The following is a 25358-nucleotide window of genomic DNA, read 5'->3' as shown; positions in this document are numbered from 1 at the left end:
GGCTATCGTTTTCGATAGCTTTTTTCTGTTTCAGCTTTTTGAGTGGCTGTAATGTTTTCTATAGGGAAAGGAGAAATACGCTGAGAGTGAAAAATTAAAGGTTCGTGGTAATGGTGATTGCCTTTTCCATATTTTATATGAGTAAAGACAATGATGAGCCAGATCAATACAGCTGGTACGAACAAGATGAGCCATATCATATTTCTGCACCTCACTACAAGATAATTTACTATACTTTGAACATACTATTCGTATGTGAAGGTAGGATGAACGGCTTGTAAATAAAAAAATAATATTTGGTAAAAATATGTTTTTTTATGCAGTGGTCTTGCCAATTTCGAGTGAAACTTGGTATTATTACTAGGTGACAATTTTTTATCGAAATAATATTTTTACAGGAATTTCGATTTATCGTAAAGAAATATAAATTGGAATGTTGAAAATATTTATCGTAAGATGAGAGTAGTAAAAGTTTCTATTAGAAAATGTGATAGGAATAATTTTTCTAGTAGGATGAATCGTATCTTTACAGACAACGTAGCTTTTTTATATGTTCGTATCTGTAAGAGCGAGACAAACAAGTGTATGGGAGTGGATTTTACATGTTTAAAATTCAAGAAGTTCGTGAATTAATTAAGTTAATTGATAGCTCTAACATTGATGAATTTGAATACAAAAAAGATGGTACCACAATAAAAATGAAAAAACGTGGTAATGAAGTTGTTTCTGTGCAAGCAGCTCCAGCGGCAAAAGCAGCATTACAAATGCCAGCAGTAGAACTTGAAACGACGGTAGCAGCGGCGCAAGTAGAAGTACCGAAGCAAGAAGAAAAGAAAATTGTTCAAGATGAGAATTTACATAAAATTACATCACCGATGGTTGGAACATTCTACGCTTCTTCTTCGCCTGATACGCCTGCATATGTAAGCGTTGGTGATCGTGTTTCAGAAGGGAAAGTTGTTTGTATTGTTGAAGCGATGAAGCTCTTTAATGAAATTGAAGCAGAAGTAACTGGAGAAATTGTTGAAATTCTTGTTAACAACGGACAACTTGTTGAGTATGGACAACCGCTATTTCTTGTAAAAGCGTAATAAGGGAGTCTTTGTGATGATAAAAAAAGTATTAATAGCCAATCGTGGGGAAATTGCTGTACGAATTATTCGTGCTTGTAAAGAAATGAATATTGAAACAGTAGCTATTTATTCAGAAGCAGATAAAGAATCACTTCATGTGCAAATCGCAGATGAGGCGTATTGCGTTGGACCGACACTGTCGAAAGAAAGCTATTTAAATTTGACAAATATTATAAGCGTTGCAAAATTAACAGGCTGTGATGCAATTCATCCTGGTTATGGATTTTTAGCGGAGAATGCAGATTTTGCAGAACTATGCTGTGAGTGTAATTTAATTTTTATTGGTCCTAGTCCTGAGGCAATTTCAAAAATGGGTACAAAAGACGTTGCTCGTGATACAATGAAAGAAGCAGGGGTTCCGATTGTACCAGGTTCACAAGGAATTATAAAAAATACAGAAGAAGCGATAGAACTTGCAAATCAAATTGGATATCCGGTCATTATTAAAGCAACTGCGGGTGGCGGCGGAAAAGGAATTCGTGTTGCTCGCGATGAAGAGGCGCTTGTAAAAGGAATTCAAATTACACAGCAAGAAGCTAGTACCGCTTTTGGAAACCCTGGTGTATACTTAGAAAAGTACGTTGAAGATTTCCGCCATGTTGAGATTCAAATAATGGCAGATACACATGGCAATGCGATTCATTTAGGAGAGCGTGATTGTACAATTCAGCGCCGTTTGCAAAAATTGATAGAAGAAAGTCCTTCGCCTGCACTTGATGCCAACGTTCGCAAGGAAATGGGTGAAGCGGCAGTAAAAGCAGCGGTAGCAGTTGATTATACAGGTGCTGGTACGGTTGAGTTTATTTATGAATATAAAACGAAAAGTTTTTACTTTATGGAAATGAACACACGAATTCAAGTAGAACATCCAGTTACAGAGCTAGTAACAGGGGTGGATTTAATTAAAGAACAGATTCGTGTTGCTTCTGGAGAAACACTATCGTTACAGCAAGAAGAAGTAAAATTTAACGGTTGGGCAATGGAATGTCGAATTAATGCGGAAAACCCTGCCAAAAACTTTATGCCGTCTCCAGGTAAGGTAGAAATGTATTTACCGCCAGGAGGATATGGTATTCGCGTCGATTCAGCTGTTTATCCTGGATATTCAATACCACCTTTTTATGATTCAATGATTGCAAAATTAATTGTTCATGGGAAAACACGTGAAGAAGCAATTGCAAAAATGAAGCGAGCACTTAGTGAATTTGTCATTGAAGGCGTACATACGACAATCCCGTTCCATTTACAATTGCTAGATCATCCTGACTTTATAAAAGGGGAATTTAATACGAAATTCTTGGAAGAGCATGAACTTGTGACGCAGTGATACATTTAAAGGAGGTTTTTTTCATGGCTGAACATATGTTAGATATGGGTCAAGATACAACCCTTGGAAAAGTAGAAATTGCACCAGAAGTAATTGAAGTAATTGCAGGCATCGCTGCTGCTGAAGTAGATGGTGTAGCAGCAATGCGTGGTAACTTTGCTACAGATGTTGTTGAGAAGTTAGGGAAGAAAAATCACGGTAAAGGCGTGAAGGTTGAATTAGTAAACGACGATATTATCGTTGATGTTTATGTTGTCATGTATTTTGGTGTAGCGATCCCAGTTGTTGCACAAAAAATTCAAGATAATATTCGCCAAGCACTCTTTACAATGACGGGTCTTGAGCCGAAAGAAGTGAATGTTCACATCGTTGGAGTAACATTCGAAACGCAAAAAACAGAAATCGAGCCAGTGTAAAAAATGGGAAGGTGCCTTGTCAAATGGGCACCTTTTTTCTCGTTTCATCTCTTCATGCACAAAACTTTCTAATTATTATACTATTTTAAAAATAAAGAATATAAAAAAGAAGTGATGTGTTTTTCCAAAAAACGTACATTGTGATAGGATATGGAACTTGAAGTTAATCTTTTTATTATTTTTCAGCCTTGTAACTCGTGTATGAAACGATAAATTGTGTTATTATCATTGTATTATAAGGTTGAAAAATCAATGAAAACTGTAAGAGTAAGTAAATTGACGGCTTATAAATTATAATAATATAACAAAACATAAGGAAAGACTTGAAGTATAAAGGAGAGTTACAATGAAACGTAGGACGGCTAGAGAAAGAGCCATGCAAGCATTATATCAAATGGACATTACTGGAGAATTAGAGCCAAAAGTAGCGGTGGAAAATACGCTAGAAGAAGGCGAAGAAACAAATGAGTTTTTAGATTCACTTGTTGTTGGTTTTGTAGAACATAAAGAAACAATTGATGAAGCAATTCGTCAAAATTTAAAAAAGTGGAAATTAGAACGTATTAGTATTGTGGACCGCAGTATTTTACGTCTAGCTGTGTATGAAATGAAGTACATGGAAGAAATTCCACACAATGTAACAATTAATGAAGCAATTGAAATTGCAAAAACATTTGGGGATGAGGAATCTCGTCGTTTTATAAACGGCGTTTTATCTAATATAAAAGACACAATTTAATTTCTTTAAGGGGGAATCTTAAAATGGTAGCAGTAATCATCAAAGGAAATGAAGTTGCGGAGAAAAAACGAGCACAATTAAAAGAAGAAGTTGTGAAATTGAAAGAGCAAGGGATTGTACCAGGATTAGCAGTTATTTTAGTTGGAGAAGATCCAGCATCTCGTTCTTATGTAAAAGGAAAAGAAAAGGGCTGTGAACAAGTTGGGATTTATTCAGAGTTAATTGAGTTTCCAGATACAATTACAGAAGAGCGTTTGTTAGCTGAAATCGATCGCTTAAATGAGGATGACCGTATTAATGGAATATTAGTACAATTACCTTTACCGAAACATATTGAAGAGAAAGCTATCATTGAAAGAATTTCACCTGAAAAGGATGTAGATGGATTCCATCCAATCAGCGTTGGCCGTATGATGACAGGTCAAGATACATTCCTTCCGTGTACACCGCATGGCATCGTGGAATTAGTAAAAGAAACAAATCTTGATATTTCAGGAAAACATGTTGTGGTGATTGGAAGAAGTAATATCGTTGGGAAACCAGTGGGACAGCTATTTTTAAATGAAAATGCAACTGTAACATACTGTCACTCCAAAACGAAGAATATAAAAGAATTATCAAAGTTAGCTGACATTTTAATTGTAGCTGTTGGAAGACCAAAAATGGTAACAGCTGACTATATAAAAGAAGGTGCAGTTGTAATTGATGTTGGCGTCAATCGCTTAGAAACAGGAAAACTATGCGGTGATGTTGATTTTGATAATGTACTGGATATCGCAGGCTATATTACACCAGTACCAAAAGGAGTCGGCCCGATGACAATTACAATGCTCCTTCATAATACAGTTGAATCTGCAAAACGTGCAGGGGTTGTTTGTAAATAATTTGAATCGGCTATGAGGAGAGAGAGATGGAAAAGCAATATTTAACCGTTACAGCATTAACACGCTATATAAAAACAAAAATAGAGTATGACCCGCATCTACAGTCTGTTTGGTTAAAAGGAGAAATTTCAAACTTTAAATATCATAGCCGTGGCCATATGTATTTCACATTAAAGGATGAAAATGCAAGGATAGCAGCGGTTATGTTTGCGGGGCATAATCGTAATATAAAGTTTAGACCAGAAGATGGAATGAAGGTACTTGTAAAAGGGAAAATTTCTGTCTATGAAGCGAGTGGTTCCTATCAGATTTATATTCAGGATATGCAGCCTGATGGGATTGGGAATCTTCACTTAGCTTACGAGCAATTAAAGGTTCGATTAGAGGAGGAAGGGCTGTTTTCTCAAGTTTATAAACAACCAATTCCTGCCTATGCCAAAACAATTGGTGTCATTACATCACCAACAGGAGCTGCGATTCGAGATATTATAACGACAATTAAACGCCGTTATCCAATTGGGGATGTGATTGTATTTCCGGTACTTGTACAAGGGGAGTCTGCGGCTCCCTCAATTGTACAAGCGATTCAAACAGCGAATGAGATGAAAGAGATAGATGTATTGATTGTTGGTCGTGGGGGTGGTTCTATTGAAGAACTATGGGCCTTTAATGAAGAAAGTGTTGCACGGGCGATTTTTTCAAGTGAAATTCCAATCATTTCAGCTGTTGGACATGAAACGGACTTTACAATTGCTGATTTTGTAGCCGATTTACGTGCGCCAACTCCAACGGCGGCAGCAGAACTTGCAGCACCGAATATACTTGAATTACAAGAGAAAGTGTTACAAAGAACTCTTCGTATGCAAAGAGCAATGCGAGAGATGTTACATAAAAAGCAAGAACAACTGCAAACCCTTCAAAAATCGTATGCATTTCGTTATCCAAAGCAAGTGTACGAGCAAAAAGAAGAGCAGTTAGATCGCACTCTTGAACAGCTTATTTTAGCAAAAGAACGTTATATAGAGAAAAAGGTAAATCAATTGAAACAGCTCTCATTTTATGTTGAGAAGCATCATCCATCTCAAAAAATTTTGCAAACGAAGACAAGGGTAGAAACGTTGCAAAAGCAATTACAACGTGAAATGCAAACATTGCTGCAAACGAAAGAGTTTACTTTTATGAGGGCGGCTCAGCAACTAGAAGCACTTAGTCCACTTAAAGTAATGATGAGGGGATATGGGCTCGTATATAGCGAGAAAAAGAAAGTGTTAAAAAGCGTGAAAGATGTTAGCCTTGGTGAGGGTGTTTCCGTACAATTACAAGATGGAGTGTTAGATTGTAATGTATCGGGCATAGAGGAGCGTGAATTGAACAATGGAAAATAAATTAAGTTTTGAAGAAGCGATTTCTCAGCTTGAACAACTTGTTTCTAAGCTTGAACAAGGTGATGTTCCATTAGAAGAGGCAATTTCATATTTTAAAGAAGGTATGGAGTTATCTAAGCTATGTGATGAGAAATTAAAAGATGTTCAAGAACAAATGGCAGTTATCCTTGGAGAGGATGGAGAACTTAAACCATTTACTGCTGTAGGAGATGAAGCATAGTGGCATATGTAGCTTTTGATGCTTTTGTGAAAGAGAGTAAAGCTTTCGTTGAGGAGCAGCTTGTGCGCTATGCAAATCAATTACAATGTCCAAATGTACTTCGCGAAGCGATGATATATTCATTGGAAGCGGGCGGAAAACGTCTCCGTCCGTTACTTTTATTTGCAACGTTGCAAGCGTTTGAAAAAGAAAGAGAATTAGGTATAGGAGCAGCTTGTGCTCTTGAAATGATTCACACATATTCGTTAATTCACGATGATTTACCATGTATGGATGATGATGATTTAAGACGAGGAAAACCAACAAACCATAAAGTGTTTGGTGAAGCGATGGCCGTTTTAGCAGGAGATGGCTTGTTGACATATGCTTTTCAGGCAGTGACAGCGTACGATCATCAAGATGTTTCTACAGAAACAAAGCTAAGACTTGCTCTTGAACTTGCAAAAGCAGCTGGGCCAGAAGGGATGGTTGCTGGACAAGTAGCAGATATGGAAGCGGAAGGAAAGCAGCTTACGCTTAGAGAATTAGAATATATTCATAAGCACAAAACAGGACGATTATTAGAATATGCTGTGCTTGCAGGAGCTATACTTGCAGGAGCAACACCAGAACAAGAGAAAAAACTACTTGCATTTGCAAAATATATTGGTCTGGCTTTCCAAATTCGAGATGATATTTTAGATGTAGAAGGTACAGAAGAAGAAATCGGAAAACCTATTGGTAGTGACGCTTTCAATGAAAAAAGTACATATACGACGTTATTTACTATAGATGAGGCAAAATGTATCTTAGAAGAAACAATTGTCAAAGCGAAAGATGCGATTGCATCTTTACAATTACAAGATGAGCATTTATTATCTATTTGTGATTTAATCGCAAAGCGTAATAACTAATGTAAGAGCGTTTTCATTTGTTGAGTCATTTATCATTTTGTGGTATAAATGTAGAAAAAGGTTTTTCTTTACTCGTTATTGGCAAAAATATATCTAGATTACGTTGCCGTTATCACTTTGTGTTAGCGGCTCTTTTTTTCATCGGATAGAGAAGAGACGATAACTGACGGCTTCTTAGCTGAAAGGCATATTTCGCTTTCTAAGAACGTAGAGAAAGATGGCAGATTGTCTGTTCAAGCACGATAGAATAGAGCGTAATAGGAAAGATATTGAAGAATTTCTTGTATTGTGCAAATATTTTTCACAGTATTTGACATGTTGACAGATTATGAAACGAAAGTGAGTGATCCATGTGGATCTAACGCAAATTCAAAACCCTAGTTTTTTGAAAGATATGTCTATCAGTGAACTAGAGGCATTGAGTGAGGATATTCGGAAGTTTTTAATTGAAGAGCTCTCTCAAACGGGTGGACATATTGCTCCTAACTTAGGTGTAGTAGAACTCACAATTGCTCTGCATAAATTATTCGATAGTCCAAAAGATAAATTTTTATGGGATGTAGGACATCAATCCTATGTGCATAAAATTTTAACAGGGCGTGCAAAAGAGTTTGGCACATTAAGACAATATAAAGGCCTATGTGGTTTCCCGAAGCGCTGTGAAAGTGAGCATGATGTATGGGAAACAGGTCATAGTTCGACTTCATTATCCGCTGCAATGGGAATGGCTCTAGCGCGTGATTTAAAGAAAACGAAAGAGTGTGTTATACCAATTATTGGGGATGGTGCTTTGACTGGTGGAATGGCTTTAGAAGCATTAAACCATATTGGGCATGAAAAAACAGATATGATTGTTATCTTAAATGATAATGAAATGTCGATTGCTCCGAATGTTGGCGCTCTTCATAATGTTCTAGGCCGTCTGCGTACTGCTGGAAAATATCAATGGGTGAAAGACGAGTTAGAATATTTACTCAAGAAAATCCCAGCAGTTGGCGGGAAAGTTGCAGCAACAGCAGAAAAAGTAAAAGATAGCTTAAAATATTTGCTTGTATCAGGTGTCTTTTTTGAAGAGTTAGGGTTTACATATTTAGGTCCTGTGGATGGACATAGTTATGAAAACCTATTTGAAACGCTTCAATATGCAAAGAAAACAAAAGGCCCGGTACTTGTTCATGTGATTACGAAAAAGGGAAAAGGCTATAAACCAGCAGAGAGCGATGTAATTGGAACTTGGCATGGAACAGGTCCATATAAAATCGAATCTGGTGATTTTGTGAAGCCGAAAGAAGTTGCACCAGCATGGAGTGCCGTTGTGAGTGAGACAGTTCGTAAGCTTGCAAGGACGGACGAGCGGATTGTAGCTATTACACCAGCGATGCCAGTTGGATCTAAACTTGAGAAATTTCATCAAGAATTTCCAAATCGTATGATTGATGTTGGGATTGCTGAGCAGCATGCGACAACAATGGCGGCTGGAATGGCAACGCAAGGAATGAAGCCGTTTTTAGCAATTTATTCAACATTCCTGCAACGGGCATATGATCAAGTTGTTCATGATATATGTCGTCAAAATTTAAATGTCTTCATTGGAATTGACCGTGCAGGACTAGTTGGAGCGGATGGTGAAACGCATCAAGGTGTATTTGATATTGCGTTTTTACGTCACTTGCCGAATATGGTGCTCATGATGCCGAAAGATGAAAATGAAGGTCAGCATTTAGTGTACACGGCAATGCAATATGAAGATGGTCCAATTGCTCTGCGTTATCCACGTGGAAATGGGCTTGGCGTTCCAATGGATGACGAATTGCAGGCTATTCCAATTGGGACATGGGAAACGTTAAAAGAAGGCACGCAAGCGGCAATTTTAACGTTTGGTACAACGATTTCGATGGCGATGGAAGCAGCGGAGCGTCTTGAAAAGGCTGGTATTTCAGTGAAAGTAGTAAACGCTCGCTTTATTAAGCCGATGGATGAAACGTATTTACATGAACTTTTAGGTAAGAATATGCCAATTTTAACCATTGAAGAAGCTTGCTTAATTGGTGGATTTGGAACAGGTGTAGTTGAATTTGCTACTGACCATGGGTATCATAGCAATTTAATTGAACGAATGGGTATTCCGGATCATTTCATTGAGCATGGTAGTGTTACAAAGCTATTAGAAGAAATTGGTTTAACGACAGATGCTGTTGTGGACCGTATTCATACAATGATTCCATCAAAACAAAAAAGGGCGTAACAAATGAGTGTAAAAAAAGAAAGAGTAGATGTACTATTAGTAGAACGAGGGCTTATAGAAACGCGTGAAAAGGCAAAACGCGCTGTTATGGCGGGACTTGTATATGCAAATGAAATGAGGCTCGATAAGCCAGGGGAAAAAATTCCACAAGATACACCGATTACGGTAAAAGGACAAGTTATGCCATATGTGAGCCGCGGTGGTTATAAGTTAGAGAAGGCATTAGAGACTTTTCATCTTGATTTACAAGATAAAATTATGTTAGACATTGGTTCATCAACTGGTGGCTTTACAGATTGTGCGTTGCAAAATGGTGCAAAGCTATCTTATGCTTTAGATGTAGGTTACAATCAACTTGCTTGGAAATTGCGTCAAGATGAGCGCGTTGTTGTTATGGAGCGAACGAATTTTCGTTATGTAACACCGGCTGATTTAGAGCGTGGTTTGCCGCAGTTTGCTAGCATTGATGTTTCATTTATATCATTAAAATTAATTCTTCCGGTCTTAAAAACGATATTGACTCCAAATGGTGATGTTGCGGCTTTAATTAAACCACAATTTGAAGCTGGAAGAGAGCAAGTTGGGAATAAAGGCATTGTTCGTGATCGTAAAGTTCATGAAGCTGTCGTAGAAATGATCGTTGATTTCGCAATAAAAGAAGGATATGATGTTGAAAACTTAACATTCTCTCCAATTACAGGTGGGGACGGAAATATTGAGTTTTTAATTCATTTAAAATGGCATGGAGAGCGCGAGAGTGGTGCGAATCATTCTCTAGTTTCTGCAAGACAAGTGGTAGCAGAAGCTCATGAAATTTTAAAACAAAAAGGGAAAGGGGAATAACTGTTGTTGTTCCTCTTTTTGCTGGAATTGTATAATGATTGTAAAAACAATTATGTACAAGTAAACGATTATAAGTTAACATAAATAAGTGAAGTATACCAATGTTTAAACTATGGTAAGAGATAGTGTGAGGTGCAAATGTATGAATAAAGGTCAGCGCCATATTAAAATCAGAGAAATTATCGCGAATAAAGAAATTGAAACGCAAGATGAACTAGTTGATATTTTACGTAATGAAGGCTTTAATGTAACGCAAGCAACTGTATCGCGTGACATTAAAGAGTTGCACTTAGTAAAAGTGCCATTGCATGATGGTCGCTATAAATATAGCTTACCAGCAGATCAACGATTTAATCCACTGCAAAAATTAAAACGTAATCTAGTTGATTCGTTTGTAAAGTTAGACACAGCAGGACATATGCTGGTGTTAAAAACACTACCTGGTAACGCGCACGCGCTTGGAGCACTTATTGATCATTTAGAATGGGATGAGATTATTGGAACTATTTGTGGTGATGATACTTGCTTAATCATTTGCCGTACGCCTGAAGATACAGGTTTTGTATCAGATCGGTTCTTGAATATGTTGTAAAAAGGATCTTGTTTACTTTTTTGCTAAAAGCAAAAAGTAAACAAGATATTTTTTTGTTAGGAGAAATGGATGAGTGTGAAGTGAGATATAGTATTTTTTAGAGTGAAATGAGGAAATCGATGGATTGACCCGTAAAACAAATGTTTGGTACAATGGAGCGGTCTAGAAGAGTAAACGATACATACAATAACTACTTGAGTGAAAAGTTTGTAATGAAAGCACTTAGTAGGGGATTAGTTTATAACGAGGTGAATGGGGCATTGTTATCGGAATTATCGATTAGAAACTTTGCTATTATTGAGTCATTAAATATTTCTTTTCAAAAAGGTTTAACGGTTTTGAGTGGTGAAACAGGTGCTGGGAAATCAATTATTATTGATGCAATTAGCTTACTTGTTGGTGGCCGTGGTTCAGCAGAGTTTGTTAGATACGGAACAGAGAAAGCTGAAATTGAAGGATTATTTTATATAGAGGATGATAGACATCCGTGTATTGCGAAGGCTAAAGAGCTGGATATTGAAATTGAAGATGGGATGATCATTTTAAAGCGTGACATTGCTGCGAATGGAAAAAGTGTATGCCGTGTAAATGGTAAGCTTGTTACATTGAGTATATTAAAAGAAATTGGCAAAACGCTTGTCGATATTCATGGACAGCATGAAACCCAAGATTTGATGAATGAGGAACGCCATTTGTTTATGCTTGATCATTTCGATGGAGATCGGATTACGAATCAATTAGAAATATATCAAGATGTATACGGTGAATATGAGCAGTTAAAAAAACAACTGAAATCTTTAACAGAGAATGAGCAACAGATGGCCCATCGGTTAGATTTAATTCAATTCCAGCACGAAGAAATTCGTAAAGCAGATTTGAAAGCTGATGAAGAAAATGAATTGACGGAAGAGAGATTAAAAATCTCAAATTTCGAAAAAATTTATAAAGCGCTGGGTGATGCATATCGTGCATTAAGTGAAGATGGTAGCGGACTTGACCATGTACGAAATGCAATGGGACAAATGGAGAGTATTACGCACCTAGATGAGGCGTATCAAGAGAATCATGATTCGATTGCGAATAGCTACTACTTATTAGAAGAGGTTGCCTATCAGCTTCGGGAAAAGTTAGATATGATGGAGTATGACCCGAATCGTTTAGATGAAATTGAAACGCGTTTAAATGAAATTCGTATGCTTAAGAGAAAGTATGGAAATACTGTAGAAGAGATTTTAGCGTATGCTGATAAAATAGAGCAGGAAATTTTTACAATTGAAAATAAAGATGTACATATTGAAACGACGAAAAAGAAATTAAAAGAATTAGAAAGCGTGATTTTGAAAGAAGCAACGATGTTGAGTAATATGCGCCATCAGCTTGCAGATCATCTTACGAACGCAATCCACCAAGAATTAAAAGAACTGTATATGGAAAAAACAAAATTTGAAGTGAGGATTGCGAAAAGAGCTGGAATTATGGATGATCCGCTTGTAGATGGGACGCCAGTGAAACTTACGGTAGATGGCTATGATTATGTGGAATTTTATATTTCAACAAATCCAGGTGAACCTTTAAAACCACTTTCAAAAGTAGCTTCTGGCGGAGAATTATCCCGCATTATTTTAGCTTTGAAAAGCATTTTTTCTAAGCATCAAGGTGTTGCATCTGTTATTTTTGATGAAGTAGATACAGGCGTAAGTGGTCGAGTGGCACAAGCGATTGCGGAAAAAATTTATCGTGTATCTGTAAACTCACAAGTACTTTGTATTACGCACTTACCTCAAGTAGCGTCGATGGCGGATTCGCATTTATTTATCCGCAAACAAGTTGCAAATGATCGGACGATTACATCAGTTACTGTATTAAGTACAGAGGATAAGGTAACGGAGATTGCTCGAATGATTTCTGGCGTGGAAATTACCGATTTAACGACGGAACATGCAAAAGAGTTACTTACGCAAGCACATCATTTTAAACAGACAGCAGAGGCTATCCAATAATGGATAGCTTTTTTGTTCAAATGATGATTTCTTAATTCTTCCGGTTATAAACAGAGCGTTGCAAGGAGAGATTAAAAGATGAAGTCGTTAGGCTGAATGTGGGGTAGGAGCGAGGAGAGTGAACGAATTGAAATTAGAGCAATTCCGAAAAATAATAGGTCTTTGTCTCCTTGTTTCATTAATTTTTATCGGATGTTTTAAACCGCTTCGTACGTTTATTTCATCCCCAAAGCAACTCGTTGTTTTTGAAGGACAACAATCAGAAATAGCATCATTTCCGGTTTTTCAGGCTTCATCCACAAATCATAATGTTTTTACGGTAAGTTCAAATAAAGAACAGAATTCTGGACTTGTAGTAAATTCGCACCAAAATGGTGAAGCGGATATGGTATTTCAACTTGCTGGCTTTCCAGTAAAAAAAGTAAATGTTAAAGTATTAAAAGATTTTAAAGTAATTCCAGGTGGACAATCAATTGGAGTGAAATTGAATACAAAAGGTGTACTTGTTGTTGGGCATCATTTAATTCAAACAGAAAAAGGAAAAGTATCGCCTGGAGAAGTAGCTGGTGTACAAGTTGGGGATATGATTACTGAAATTAATGGAAAAACCATTGAGAGAATGAGTGATGTGGCACCTTTCATTCATGATAGTGGAAAAACAGGTGAACCACTTAACCTTGTCTTATTGCGAGATGGTAAGTATATTCGTACAAAACTAACCCCAGAAAAAGATAATGGTGAGTCGTCTTATCGAATTGGTTTATATATTCGTGATTCAGCTGCTGGTATTGGAACGATGACTTTTGTTCATACGGATTCCATGAAATATGGAGCGCTTGGTCATGTTATTTCTGATAACGATACGAAAAAACCAATTCAAGTGGAGGATGGACAAATTGTACGTTCGACAGTTACTTCCATCGAGCGTGGTAGTCACGGAAATCCGGGAGAGAAATTAGCAAGATTTTCACCGGATCGTGAAGTGATTGGGAATATTACAATAAATAGTCCGTTTGGTATTTTTGGTAAGTTAAATACAGGGATAAAAAATGGCATAATGGATGAAGCGATGCCGATTGCATTATCACATCAAGTGAAAGAAGGACCAGCGAAAATATTAACAGTTATCGATCAAGATAAAGTAGAGGCATTTGATATTGAGATCGTAAGCACGGTACCACAAAAGTTTCCAGCCACAAAAGGAATGGTTGTAAAAGTTACAGATAAACGTCTCTTGGCCAAAACGGGTGGTATTGTTCAAGGGATGAGTGGTAGTCCGATTGTTCAAAATGGAAAAATGATTGGTGCTGTTACACATGTATTTGTTAATGATCCAACTTCAGGATATGGTGTCCATATTGAATGGATGTTACATGAAGCAGGAATTAATATTTATGAGCAAGAGAAAAAAGCAAGCTGATTCACATCAGCTTGCTTTTTTCTTGAGAAATTCGTTGAAATTTTGTAAAAGCTCCGCAAGAGCTGTTTTTTGTTGTAAAATAAAAGAAAAGAGTGAACGTTTCGTTGTAATCCTATGATGGAATGTGTAAAGAAAGAGAATAAATGAACGATAAACATATTTTTTTGTGATTTTATCGGAAATTAAGAAACTTTAAAAGGGAAATTTCACACAATTGTCGAACAATTCATGTAGCCTAGAAGCTTACACATGTCGGGAGAATCGATTCGGTAAGGGAGGAAAAGCTGTGGAGAAAATTAAAGTGTGTCTTGTGGATGATAATAAGGAACTCGTATCAATGTTAGAAAGTTATGTTGCTGCTCAAGACGATATGGAAGTAATTGGAATCGCTTATAATGGTCAAGAGTGTTTAAATTTACTGAAAGAGAAACAACCAGATGTACTCGTTTTAGATATTATTATGCCTCATTTAGATGGTTTAGCGGTATTAGAGAAAATGCGACATATTGAACGATTAAAGCAGCCAAATGTCATCATGTTAACAGCTTTTGGACAAGAAGATGTAACGAAAAAAGCAGTTGATTTAGGTGCTTCTTATTTCATCTTAAAGCCATTTGATATGGAAAATTTAACGAGTCATATTCGTCAAGTGAGCGGTAAAGCGAATACTGCAATTAAACGTCCACTACCATCTTTCCGATCTGCAACAACAGTAGATGGAAAACCGAAGAATCTAGATGCGAGTATTACAAGCATTATTCATGAAATTGGTGTACCAGCTCATATTAAAGGATATATGTATTTGCGAGAGGCAATTTCTATGGTATATAACGATATCGAGCTCCTTGGTTCTATTACAAAAGTTTTATACCCAGATATTGCGAAAAAATATAATACGACAGCGAGCCGTGTGGAACGAGCAATCCGTCATGCGATTGAAGTAGCGTGGAGTCGTGGGAATATTGATTCAATCTCGTCCTTATTTGGTTATACTGTATCAATGTCAAAAGCAAAACCTACAAATTCTGAATTCATCGCAATGGTTGCGGATAAGTTGAGGCTTGAACATAAGGCATCATAAAGATTGATATTATAGAGTTTTTAGTGTTTAGTGGTAATGTAAAGTTACCACTAAACTTCTTTTTATGCCAATAAATAACATGTAATATAATTCGATAAACACTGCCCTGTATTAATTTTCACATCAAACGAATGGTGGTATTTTTTGTTTGAATTTGAGTAATTTCTTTCCTTTATATAGTTACAGTTATTCGTTCATATTAAAAATTGGGTTGAATATTGTATATAAGTTGTTATAACGCTTATAAATAACTGAATATTCAATCAAAACACGAACTGTAGGAGGATCAAAATGGAATTCGTGGGTAGCAAAGTAGTAACGGTGTTATTGGGTATATTTTTTTTAATTACTTTATATGTTAACGTTAATACTCTATACTATGTGATTTTATCTTTTTTTGGCTTTAGTAGAGCAAAACGGGATTATGAATTAGTCGAAGATAAGACAAAGTTTTTAATCTTAGTAGCAGCGCATAATGAGGAGAAGGTAATTGGCTCAACTATTGACAATTTGAAAAAAATTCAATATCGTGACGATTTATATGACATTTATGTTGTAAATGATAATAGTACCGACAGAACAGGTGTTATTTGTGAAGAAAAAGGAATGCGATATATAAATACAAGTGAGCAGTTATTTACACGCGAGGGAGTCGGTAAACCAGCAGGATTGCAATATGCATTACGTTATTTAGGGTTTGAAGAGTTAACCCAAAAATATGACTGTTTAATGATTCTGGATGCCGATAATCACGTTGATTCTAATGTTTTACAAGAATTAAATTCTCAGTACATTGCAAAGAAAAAACCAGAAGCGATTCAAATTTATTTAGATTCAAAGAATTCAGCGACTAATTTATCTCTCGGATACGCTATGAGTTATTATTTAACAAATCGCTTTTTTCAGTTGGCGAAGTATCGTGTAGGATTACCGAATGCTATTGGTGGAACTGGATTTATTGTTAAAATGGAGTACTTAATGAAACACGGTGGTTTTCGTTTTGATTCTTTAACGGAGGATTTAGAATTAGAAATGGAAATCGTTAAAGAGAATGGGCGAGTATTATGGAATCACTTTGTTCGTGTATATGATGAAAAGCCAGATGATTTTAAAGTAAGTATTAAACAACGTACACGTTGGTCACAGGGGCATTGGTATGTAGCGTTTACGAACTTTAAACCGATGATGAAAAAATTATTTACTGAAAAAGGTAAGATGAAAATTATTGACCAGTTATTTTACTTATTTGGTATGACACGTGCAGTTCAAATGACAATAACTTTAATGGGAATTTTAATTGCTATTGGCTATGTGATTGTGACGAAATCATATCAGGATATTCCGGGTATAGGGAAACGACTTGTAGCGCTGATTTTGGGAGCGAGTATTATTTCTTTGGTACTGTTTACTTATCAATTTGTTGTTTGTATGTATTATGCAGTCAAGGTAGATACAAATCGGAAATATAAATTGCTTCAGATGAGTTTCTCAATTTTCTATTATGCATACACGTTTATATATGCCCAAATTATGGGGTTAATCAAGTGGAAACAACAACATACATGGGTGAAAACGGAACATAACAAAACATCTATAAACCATAAAGAAGGCAAATAATAATCGCATAACTTACTATGAATAAAGAAATAGACAAGAAGGAGAGATGCTGTCTGATATCACTCCTTCTTGTTTTAGTTTGTGGATTCCTCGCCATAAAGTTTAACAAAAATAAATAGGTGTCAGTAGAAGGTTGAATAATGAAGATGAATAAAGGGTGAAGAATTTTAATTTATTTAGATCTAGTTCTGTTATACATATGTTTCTTAAATTTATGTAAGAAACCGCTTGTGATATTATGATATATGAGATAAAAATATAGTAAAGAGAAATAATAAAAAGCCCTGCAAAAACAGGACTATTACTCTTCATCTTTATTTTGTTTTTCTAATTCAACTAACTTTTGAACTAAAATGTGTTGTGGCATATGCATGATTTGCTCAAGTGGAACACCGAGCGTTTTTGATAGACGGATTGCTGTTTCTGGAGAAATTTGTAATGGTTTCATAGAAGTACCTCCTTTTTCGTATAGTATAGCATAGATTGGAGGAGTGAGGATGACTCATATATTTGCGCACCGCGGTGCGGCGGGCACGTATCCAGAAAATACAATGATTTCGTTTGAGGCTGCTGAATCGTTTCAGGCAGATGGAATAGAATTAGATGTGCAATTTACGAAGGATGGAAAAGTTGTTGTAATTCATGATGAAACTGTCGATCGTACAACGAATGGAAAGGGAGCTGTTCGTAATTACTTATATGAAGATTTACGAAAATTGGATGCGAGTCACAAGTTTTCGGAAAAGGTTGGTTTTTGTCCGATTCCTTTATTAGAAGAAGTATTAGAGTGGCTGCAATCTAATCGATTACTTCTGAATATTGAATTTAAAAATAATAAAATTCCGTATCGTGGTTTAGAAGAAGAGGTTATAACACTTATACGAAAATTTAATTTGGAAGAGAGGACCGTTTTTTCATCTTTTAATCATTACAGTATGAAAAGATGTCATATGATGGCTCCGGATATTCAAACGGCTATTTTATACCGAGAAGGTTTACATAGTCCATGGGCGTATGCGAAAAAAATGGGAGCTACTGCTATTCATCCGAATCATCGCTATCTCCAAGATGCGATTGCTGAATTAACAATGGATAGTGGAGTAGAGGTTCGTCCTTATACAATAAATGATGAAACAGTTATGCGGAAATATTTTGATATGAACATTTCTGCAATTATTACAGATTATCCAGAAACGGCTAGAGTGTTATTGCCAGTAAAAAAATGAGACCTTTTATTAGAAAAGGTCTCACTTTTTTTATGTTTACTTATCTTCGAAAACGAGCTTGTACTTTGTTTCGTTTACGATCGCGGTATAAAACGAACCCACCGAAGATATAAAAACCAATTGCAAAGCAGAATATACCCATTAAAAATTGTAACCATAGTGCAGGAATTGGAGATAAAAGAATACCGAATACAGTATCTCGCATTAATTTTATACCTAGCACTGCTAATGAAATAGGAATGAGTGCTAATAGAAGAGCAAGGTAACGCTGCATAGGTAACGCTCCTTTTCAGATAATTTTGTATATATTAAATGATGTTATATGGGAAGGGGATTTGTCAAGTGATTGCTGAACGAGTAAGATAAAGGTGTGAAAAATTTTGCAGAGGTACTTCGAGGGGAAGTGGAATGTGTGAAACAAAAAGTATTAATTATTGGAGCAGGCGAAGGTGGAAGTACGATTCTTAGTTTGCTACAGAGTTCAAATATATTTGAAATTATAGGGATGATAGATATAAATCCCAAGGCGAAAGGGTTACAATTTGCAAAGGAACAACATATTGCGATCGGAGTGGATATAGAGCCTTTTTTGGAAGTTGATATTGACGTAATGTTTGATATGACGGGGGATTATCATTTACATAAAGTTCTTTTAGCAAAAAAGCGTGAAAATACACTTCTTATACCAGGGGATATTGCGAAAATCGTTACGAAGTTGGCGCATGAGAAAGAGGATTTAATTGAAAAACTGAAAGAACAAACACAGCGAGGAAATTTGATTTTAAATTCTACTCACGATGGAATGATCGTCATCGATGCAGAGGGTTATATAAAGCTGTTTAATAAAAGTGCAGAACGTATAATTGGTTATAAAACTGGAGATGCGGTAGGGAAATATATTTTAGAAGTAATTCCGACTAGTAAATTACTTCGTATTATACGAACGAAACAAATAGAAGTGAATCATGAGTTGACGTTAGGGAATGAAAAAAAGATTATTACAACTCGTATTCCTATTTTAAAAGAAGATGGAGAGGTTCAAGGAGCTTTTGCCATTTTTAAAGATATTACAGAAGTTGTAGATTTAGCAGAAGAGGTTACGGATTTAAAAGAAATTCAAACCTTATTGGAAGCAATTATTCATTCATCTGAGGAAGCAATTTCTGTTGTAGATGAGAAGGGAAGAGGTCTTGTTATAAATCCCGCCTATACGAAGCTAACAGGTCTTGCGGAGGATGACATAATTGGAAAACCTGCAACGACTGATATTGTAGAGGGTGAAAGTATGCATATGAAAGTACTTCGGACGCGTAGAGCGGTACGAGGGATTCATATGAAAATCGGTCAGAAAAAACGTGATGTAATTGTAAATGTTGCACCGGTTATTGTTGATGGCATATTGAAAGGTAGCGTTGGTGTTATTCGTGATGTGTCGGAAATTCAAAAGTTAACTCATGAATTAAATCGGGCAAGACAAATTATTCGGACGCTAGAAGCAAAATATTCTTTTGAGGATATTGTAGGATCGTCTGATGAAACGATGGCGGCAATAGAACAAGCGAAGCTTGGTGCCAATACACCAGCAACAGTATTGCTTCGAGGGGAATCAGGGACTGGAAAAGAGTTATTTGCACATGCTATCCATAATGGAAGTAACCGGAAATATAATAAGTTTGTGCGTGTGAATTGTGCTGCTATCTCAGAAACTTTATTAGAAAGCGAATTATTTGGTTACGAAGAAGGAGCTTTTTCTGGGGCAAGAAGAGGCGGTAAACGAGGTTTCTTTGAAGAAGCGAATAATGGAAGTATTTTTTTAGATGAAATTGGAGAATTATCTGCAAGTACACAAGCGAAATTACTACGCGTTTTGCAGGAAAAAGAAATTGTGAAAGTTGGAGGAACAAAACCAATTCCTATCAATGTTAGGGTTATTGCAGCGACACATGTGAATTTAGAAAAAGCGATTTTGGAAGGTGAATTTCGGGAAGATTTATATTATCGCTTAAATAAAATTCCAATTCAAATTCCTTCTCTTCGCCAGCGAAAGGAAGATATTCCAGTGATATCAGAACGATTGATTCAAAAAATCAATCAAGATTATGGCCGGAATGTAGAAGGGTTAACGGAATCGGCTATTGAATATTTGCAATCGTATGATTGGCCGGGGAATGTCAGAGAACTTGAAAATATTCTGGGTCGGGCAATTATTTTTATGAACTACAATGAGATGTATATGGATGTCCAGCATTTGCCTTCTTTGCATAAGGAAGACCAAGTGGAGTCAAAAGGAAATGATTTGCTGCCGGAATTAGAGGAAAAGTCCCTTGAACATTTAGTCGCGGAGTTTGAAGGGAACATCATACATGAATACTTAGAGAGATTTGATGGGAATAAAACGAAGACAGCGAAAGCATTAGGAATCTCGGTTCGAAATTTATATTACAAGTTAGAAAAGTATGACCATGCAAAAAATAGCATGCAATAAATTGCGTACTGTGCAATTTATTGCATGGTATACAAAAAACGACAAATCAAGACAGAATATTATGTAAATTTATAAAGTATTGATTTTACTGCATTTTGTATGCGTTTTCATAATTAGTGTGACCACTTTTAAAAGTTGGCACGGTATTTGCTTATTAAAATAGACGAGGGACGACGGAAAGGGTTGATTGCAAAATATGAAGTTAAAACACTTAATTGATCGAGTGGCAGGACAGCCGAAGAAAACTGTGGCTGTAGCAGTAGCTGAAGATCTTGAAGTAATTGAAGCAGTAGCGAAAGCGATTCAATTACAGTTAGCTCAATTTCGTCTATATGGAAATCAAGAAACAATTATGGGCATGCTACAAGAGCATGGATTACAAGCTTCAGAAGATCTTGAAGTCATCGCAGCATCATCAGATGGCGAGGCTGCGGAACTTTCTGTTAAAGCTGTAAGAAATGGTGAAGCGGATGTACTTATGAAAGGGAATATCCCAACAGCCAGTATTTTAAAAGCAGTGTTAAATAAAGAGTGGGGACTTCGAAAAGGTGGTGTGTTATCACATGTTGCGGCGTTTGAAGTTCCGAATTATGATCGCTTTATTTTTGTCACAGATGCAGCGATGAATATTGCACCTGATGTACAGCAAAAAGCTGCTATTATACAAAATACAGTTGAAGTTGCCCGGGCAATAGGAATTGAATTGCCAAAAGTGGCTCCGATTGCAGCGGTGGAAGTGATTAATCCAGCGATGCAGGCAACAATCGATGCGGCGATGTTGACACAAATGAATCGTCGTGGGCAAATTAAAGATTGTGTCGTTGATGGACCACTTGCTTTAGATAATGCTGTATCACAAATTGCAGCAGAGCATAAAGGCATTGTAAGTGATGTAGCAGGTAAGGCAGACATTTTACTCGTCCCAACGATTGAAGCTGGAAACGTGCTATATAAATCGCTTGTTTATTTTGCAAATGCAAAGGTAGGAGCGATGATTGCTGGCGCGAAAGCACCAATTGTGTTAACATCTCGTGCTGATTCAGCAGAAACAAAAGTATATTCATTAGCTTTAGCAGTTACGACTGCTTCTAAATAAACCAAAAGGGTAAAACAATTAGGGGGAAATGACAATGACATTAGAAATCTTCGAATACTTAGAAAAATATGATTATGAGCAAGTAGTATTTTGTCAAGATAAAGAGTCTGGATTAAAAGCAATCATTGCAATTCATGATACAACACTTGGACCAGCTCTTGGTGGAACAAGAATGTGGACATATGATTCTGAAGAAGCGGCGATTGAAGATGCATTGCGCCTTGCAAAAGGGATGACATATAAAAATGCAGCAGCTGGTTTAAACTTAGGTGGTGCAAAAACAGTTATCATCGGCGACCCACGTAAAGATAAAAGTGAAGCGATGTTCCGTGCACTAGGACGTTACATTCAAGGATTAAACGGACGTTACATTACTGCAGAAGATGTTGGTACAACTGTTGATGATATGGATATTATCCATGAAGAAACTGACTTTGTAACAGGTATTTCACCTTCATTCGGTTCTTCTGGTAACCCATCTCCAGTAACTGCTTATGGTGTTTACCGTGGTATGAAAGCAGCAGCAAAAGAAGCATTTGGAACAGATAGCCTAGAAGGTAAAGTAATTGCTGTTCAAGGTGTTGGTAACGTAGCATATCATTTATGCAAACATTTACATGCTGAAGGAGCACAACTAATCGTTACAGATATTAATAAAGAAGCGGTACAACGTGCAGTAGAAGAATTTGGTGCAACACCAGTTGAACCAAATGAAATTTACGGTGTAGAATGTGACATCTATGCACCATGTGCACTAGGTGCAACAGTAAATGACGAAACAATTCCACAATTTAAAGCGAAAGTAATCGCTGGTTCTGCAAATAACCAATTAAAAGAAGATCGTCATGGTGATATCGTTCATGAAATGGGAATTGTATACGCACCAGACTATGTAATTAATGCAGGCGGCGTAATTAACGTAGCAGATGAATTATATGGATACAATAGAGAACGTGCATTAAAACGAGTAGAGTCAATTTATGACACAATTGCAAAAGTAATTGAGATTTCAAAACGTGATGGTGTACCAACTTATGTTGCAGCAGATCGTCTAGCTGAAGAGCGTATTGCAAGCTTGAAAAATACTCGCAGCACGTACTTACGCAACGGACATGACATTATTAGCCGTCGCTAATCTTATCATATACAACTTCTACAAAAGCTGTGGATACCTCTTCTGAGGTCTCCACTGCCTTTTGAATTTTTAAAGGTGGAGGTAGCAACAGTGTCTTTAAATCGAATCCTTGTTATTAATCCTGGTAGTACATCTACAAAAATAGGTGTTTTTGATAATGAAAGACCTGTTTTAGAAGAAACAATTCGTCACGATGTAGATAAAATCGGGGAATATAAACGAATTATTGATCAATATGAATTTCGAAAAGAAACAATTTTAGAGGTTCTACATTCTCACGGTATTAATATTTCAAAATTAAACGCTGTTTGTGGACGCGGAGGATTACTTCGTCCGATTGAAGGCGGTACGTATACAGTGAATGAAGATATGTTAGAAGATTTGAAAAATGGATATAGTGGCCATCACGCTTCAAATCTTGGCGGTATTTTGGCGTATGAAATTGCTTCTGGGTTAAATATTCCAGCTTTCATTGTTGATCCAGTTGTTGTTGATGAAATGGAGCCAATCGCTCGCATTAGCGGAATTTCTGGCATGGAGAGAAAAAGTATTTTTCATGCGTTAAACCAAAAAGCAGTGGCGCGTAAAGTTGCAGAAGAACTTGGCCGTAAATATGAAGATTTAAACCTATTAATTGCACATATGGGCGGTGGAATTACAGTTGGCGCTCATAAGCAAGGGAAAGTTATTGACGTAAACAATGGTTTAAATGGAGAAGGTCCATTTAGTCCAGAGCGTGCTGGAACAGTGCCGGTTGGTCAGTTAATAGAAATGTGTTTCTCTGGTGACTATTACCGTGATGAAATGATGAAAAAGATTGTTGGGCAAGGCGGATTAGTGAGCTTGATTGGTACAAACGATGCAATTAAAGTTGAAAACATGGTCGAAAAAGGTGACCCTGAGGCAACTCTTATTTATAAAGCAATGGCGTATCAAGTAGCGAAAGAAATTGGTGGAGCTAGCGCGGTGCTTCATGGGAAAATCGATGCAATCGTTTTAACTGGAGGACTTGCATACAGTAAAATTCTTGTTGATGAGATTAAAGATCGTGTTCATTGGATTGCAGATGTGATTGTACATCCTGGAGAAGATGAATTACAAGCATTAGCAGAGGGAGCACTTCGCGTATTACGTGAAGAAGAAGATCCAAAAGAGTATGTTGTACGAGAAAAAGAAACGGTAGCTAGGGGTTGAGATAATGGCAAAAGAATATGATTTAGTCATCGTTGGCGGCGGTACTGGTGGATATGTTGCCGCTATTCGTGCATCACAATTAGGGCTAAAAACAGCACTTGTTGAAAAAGATAATCTTGGTGGTACTTGCCTGCATAAAGGTTGTATTCCTAGTAAAGCATTGCTACGTAGTGCTGAAGTATATGCAACTGCGAAAAAGAGTGAAGAGTTTGGCGTTGTAACGAGCAATGTAGAATTAAACTTTGCAAAAGTGCAAGAGCGTAAAGAAAAGATTGTAACGCAGCTTCACAAAGGCGTTCAACATTTAATGAAGCAAGGTAAAATTGATGTGTTTGAAGGTATCGGCCGAATTCTTGGACCATCTATCTTCTCTCCAATGCCAGGAACAATTTCGATTGAACTTGCAAGTGGAGAAGAGAATGAAATGTTGATTCCAAAAAATGTTCTCATTGCAACAGGATCTCGTCCTAATTCATTACCAGGATTAGAATTAGATGGTGAGTATGTAATGTCATCAGATCATGCCCTAAAAATGGAAACGCTTCCGAGTTCGATTATTATCGTCGGTGGCGGGGTAATTGGAATTGAATGGGCATCTATGCTTGCTGACTTCGGTGTAGAAGTTACAGTATTAGAGTATGCGAAAAATATATTACCACTAGAAGATAGTGACGTTTCAAAAGAAATGCAACGTCTATTCAAGAAAAAAGGTATTAAAGTGGTAACTGGTGCAAAAGTATTACCAGAAACATTGGTAAAAGATAATGGAGTAACAATTCAAGCTGAACATAACGGTGAGAATAAAGAATTTAAAGCAGAAAAAATGCTTGTATCTGTCGGAAGACAAGCCAATACGCAAAATATCGGTTTAGAAAATACAGATATTATTGTGGAAAAAGGATACATTCAAACAAATGAATTTTATCAAACGAAAGAATCGCATATTTACGCAATTGGTGATGTAATTGGTGGCTTACAACTTGCTCACGTTGCTTCTCATGAAGGGATTGTAGCTGTAGAACATATTGCGGGCAAAGAAGTTATGCCAATTGATTACTCAATGGTATCGAAATGTGTATACAGTAGTCCAGAGGTAGCTTCTGTTGGTTTAACGGAACAGGAAGCAAAAGAAAAAGGCTATAAGTTAAAAGTAGGTAAGTTCTCATTCCGTGCAATTGGAAAAGCGCTTGTATACGGAGAATCAGATGGCTTTGTGAAACTTGTAGTTGATGAAGAAACAAATGATATTCTTGGTGTTCATATGATCGGCCCACATGTAACGGATATGATTTCTGAAGCGGGTCTTGCAAGAGTCCTTGATGCAACACCTTGGGAAGTTGCACATACAATTCATCCGCATCCATCTTTATCTGAAGCAATTGGTGAAGCTGCATTAGCAGTAGATGGAAAAGCGTTACACGCATAAA

24 protein-coding genes are annotated in these 25358 nt (G+C 36.7%); 21 read left to right on the top strand and 3 right to left on the bottom strand.

Annotated features, from left to right (window positions below):
- Positions 1–2: 2 nt before the first annotated feature.
- Complete coding sequence (locus LOK41_RS00420) at positions 3–200, bottom strand: DNA recombination protein RecO (protein ID WP_241814729.1); 198 nt, start codon at positions 198–200, stop codon at positions 3–5.
- Positions 201–602: 402 nt separating this feature from the next.
- Here LOK41_RS00420 and accB point away from each other — a divergent pair, with 402 nt between their 5' ends.
- The 15 genes from accB to LOK41_RS00345 all read left to right on the top strand — a co-directional run bounded on the left by accB (position 603) and on the right by LOK41_RS00345 (position 16795).
- The gene (gene accB, locus LOK41_RS00415) at positions 603–1091 is read left to right on the top strand and encodes an acetyl-CoA carboxylase biotin carboxyl carrier protein (protein ID WP_241814728.1); all 489 of its coding nucleotides are present in this window, start codon (positions 603–605) and stop codon (positions 1089–1091) included.
- Positions 1092–1107: 16 nt separating this feature from the next.
- Positions 1108–2460 (top strand): acetyl-CoA carboxylase biotin carboxylase subunit, encoded by a 1353-nt coding sequence (gene accC, locus LOK41_RS00410; protein WP_241814727.1) that lies wholly within the window; start codon positions 1108–1110, stop codon positions 2458–2460.
- Positions 2461–2483: 23 nt separating this feature from the next.
- Positions 2484–2876 carry an Asp23/Gls24 family envelope stress response protein gene (locus LOK41_RS00405; RefSeq protein ID WP_017150885.1) on the top strand — a complete coding sequence of 131 codons (393 nt, stop codon included), beginning with the start codon at positions 2484–2486 and terminating at the stop codon, positions 2874–2876.
- 346 nt (positions 2877–3222) lie between these two features.
- Complete coding sequence (gene nusB / locus LOK41_RS00400; protein WP_174099064.1) at positions 3223–3615, top strand: N utilization substance protein NusB; 393 nt, start codon at positions 3223–3225, stop codon at positions 3613–3615.
- A gap of 23 nt (positions 3616–3638) precedes the next feature.
- Complete coding sequence (folD, locus tag LOK41_RS00395) at positions 3639–4499, top strand: bifunctional methylenetetrahydrofolate dehydrogenase/methenyltetrahydrofolate cyclohydrolase FolD (protein WP_174099065.1); 861 nt, start codon at positions 3639–3641, stop codon at positions 4497–4499.
- Positions 4500–4525: 26 nt separating this feature from the next.
- Positions 4526–5884, top strand: a complete 1359-nt coding sequence (gene xseA, locus LOK41_RS00390; protein WP_241814726.1) for an exodeoxyribonuclease VII large subunit — start codon at positions 4526–4528, stop codon at positions 5882–5884.
- Positions 5874–6104, top strand: coding sequence for an exodeoxyribonuclease VII small subunit (gene xseB / locus LOK41_RS00385; RefSeq protein ID WP_241814725.1), 231 nt, complete (start codon positions 5874–5876; stop codon positions 6102–6104). The genes xseA and xseB overlap by 11 nt, the downstream gene beginning before the upstream one ends.
- Entirely contained in the window at positions 6104–6997 is an 894-nt protein-coding gene (locus LOK41_RS00380; RefSeq protein WP_241814724.1) for a polyprenyl synthetase family protein, read from the top strand. The genes xseB and LOK41_RS00380 overlap by 1 nt, the downstream gene beginning before the upstream one ends.
- Before the next feature lie 352 nt (positions 6998–7349).
- Positions 7350–9242 (top strand): 1-deoxy-D-xylulose-5-phosphate synthase, encoded by a 1893-nt coding sequence (dxs, locus tag LOK41_RS00375; protein ID WP_241814723.1) that lies wholly within the window; start codon positions 7350–7352, stop codon positions 9240–9242.
- Between the two features lie 3 nt (positions 9243–9245).
- A complete protein-coding gene (locus LOK41_RS00370) occupies positions 9246–10085 on the top strand; it encodes a TlyA family RNA methyltransferase (protein WP_241814722.1) in 840 nt (279 codons plus the stop codon).
- Between the two features lie 142 nt (positions 10086–10227).
- The gene (gene argR, locus LOK41_RS00365) at positions 10228–10677 is read left to right on the top strand and encodes an arginine repressor ArgR (protein WP_017150893.1); all 450 of its coding nucleotides are present in this window, start codon (positions 10228–10230) and stop codon (positions 10675–10677) included.
- A gap of 260 nt (positions 10678–10937) precedes the next feature.
- A complete protein-coding gene (gene recN / locus LOK41_RS00360; protein WP_241814926.1) occupies positions 10938–12677 on the top strand; it encodes a DNA repair protein RecN in 1740 nt (579 codons plus the stop codon).
- Between the two features lie 118 nt (positions 12678–12795).
- Positions 12796–14097, top strand: coding sequence for a SpoIVB peptidase (gene spoIVB / locus LOK41_RS00355; protein ID WP_241814721.1), 1302 nt, complete (start codon positions 12796–12798; stop codon positions 14095–14097).
- Between the two features lie 286 nt (positions 14098–14383).
- Positions 14384–15178: a sporulation transcription factor Spo0A gene (spo0A, locus tag LOK41_RS00350; protein WP_241814720.1), complete on the top strand. Its 795-nt coding sequence runs from the start codon at positions 14384–14386 to the stop codon at positions 15176–15178.
- A 291-nt stretch (positions 15179–15469) separates the two neighbouring features.
- Positions 15470–16795 carry a glycosyltransferase family 2 protein gene (locus LOK41_RS00345; protein WP_241814719.1) on the top strand — a complete coding sequence of 442 codons (1326 nt, stop codon included), beginning with the start codon at positions 15470–15472 and terminating at the stop codon, positions 16793–16795.
- Between the two features lie 301 nt (positions 16796–17096).
- Here LOK41_RS00345 and LOK41_RS00340 read toward each other — a convergent pair whose 3' ends face one another.
- Positions 17097–17243 carry a YycC family protein gene (locus LOK41_RS00340; RefSeq protein ID WP_241814718.1) on the bottom strand — a complete coding sequence of 49 codons (147 nt, stop codon included), beginning with the start codon at positions 17241–17243 and terminating at the stop codon, positions 17097–17099.
- 49 nt (positions 17244–17292) lie between these two features.
- On the opposite strand from LOK41_RS00340, the gene LOK41_RS00335 reads away from it, so the two are divergent.
- Positions 17293–18021, top strand: coding sequence for a glycerophosphodiester phosphodiesterase (locus LOK41_RS00335; protein ID WP_241814717.1), 729 nt, complete (start codon positions 17293–17295; stop codon positions 18019–18021).
- A 40-nt stretch (positions 18022–18061) separates the two neighbouring features.
- Here LOK41_RS00335 and LOK41_RS00330 read toward each other — a convergent pair whose 3' ends face one another.
- Complete coding sequence (locus tag LOK41_RS00330; RefSeq protein ID WP_174099075.1) at positions 18062–18295, bottom strand: DUF2627 domain-containing protein; 234 nt, start codon at positions 18293–18295, stop codon at positions 18062–18064.
- Between the two features lie 138 nt (positions 18296–18433).
- Here LOK41_RS00330 and LOK41_RS00325 point away from each other — a divergent pair, with 138 nt between their 5' ends.
- The 5 genes from LOK41_RS00325 to lpdA all read left to right on the top strand — a co-directional run bounded on the left by LOK41_RS00325 (position 18434) and on the right by lpdA (position 25357).
- Entirely contained in the window at positions 18434–20506 is a 2073-nt protein-coding gene (locus LOK41_RS00325; protein ID WP_241814716.1) for a sigma 54-interacting transcriptional regulator, read from the top strand.
- A gap of 196 nt (positions 20507–20702) precedes the next feature.
- Positions 20703–21602, top strand: a complete 900-nt coding sequence (gene yqiS / locus LOK41_RS00320) for a phosphate butyryltransferase (RefSeq protein WP_241814715.1) — start codon at positions 20703–20705, stop codon at positions 21600–21602.
- Positions 21603–21636: 34 nt separating this feature from the next.
- Positions 21637–22737 (top strand): Leu/Phe/Val dehydrogenase, encoded by a 1101-nt coding sequence (locus LOK41_RS00315; protein ID WP_241814714.1) that lies wholly within the window; start codon positions 21637–21639, stop codon positions 22735–22737.
- 90 nt (positions 22738–22827) lie between these two features.
- Entirely contained in the window at positions 22828–23931 is a 1104-nt protein-coding gene (gene buk / locus LOK41_RS00310) for a butyrate kinase (RefSeq protein WP_174099078.1), read from the top strand.
- Between the two features lie 4 nt (positions 23932–23935).
- Positions 23936–25357 carry a dihydrolipoyl dehydrogenase gene (gene lpdA / locus LOK41_RS00305; protein ID WP_241814713.1) on the top strand — a complete coding sequence of 474 codons (1422 nt, stop codon included), beginning with the start codon at positions 23936–23938 and terminating at the stop codon, positions 25355–25357.
- Position 25358 lies beyond the last annotated feature (1 nt).

Origin of the sequence: Bacillus sp. TL12, from assembly GCF_022625245.1 — a bacterium.
Classification (GTDB): domain Bacteria; phylum Bacillota; class Bacilli; order Bacillales; family Bacillaceae_G; genus Bacillus_A.
This window is presented reverse-complemented; position numbering and strand designations above follow the sequence as displayed.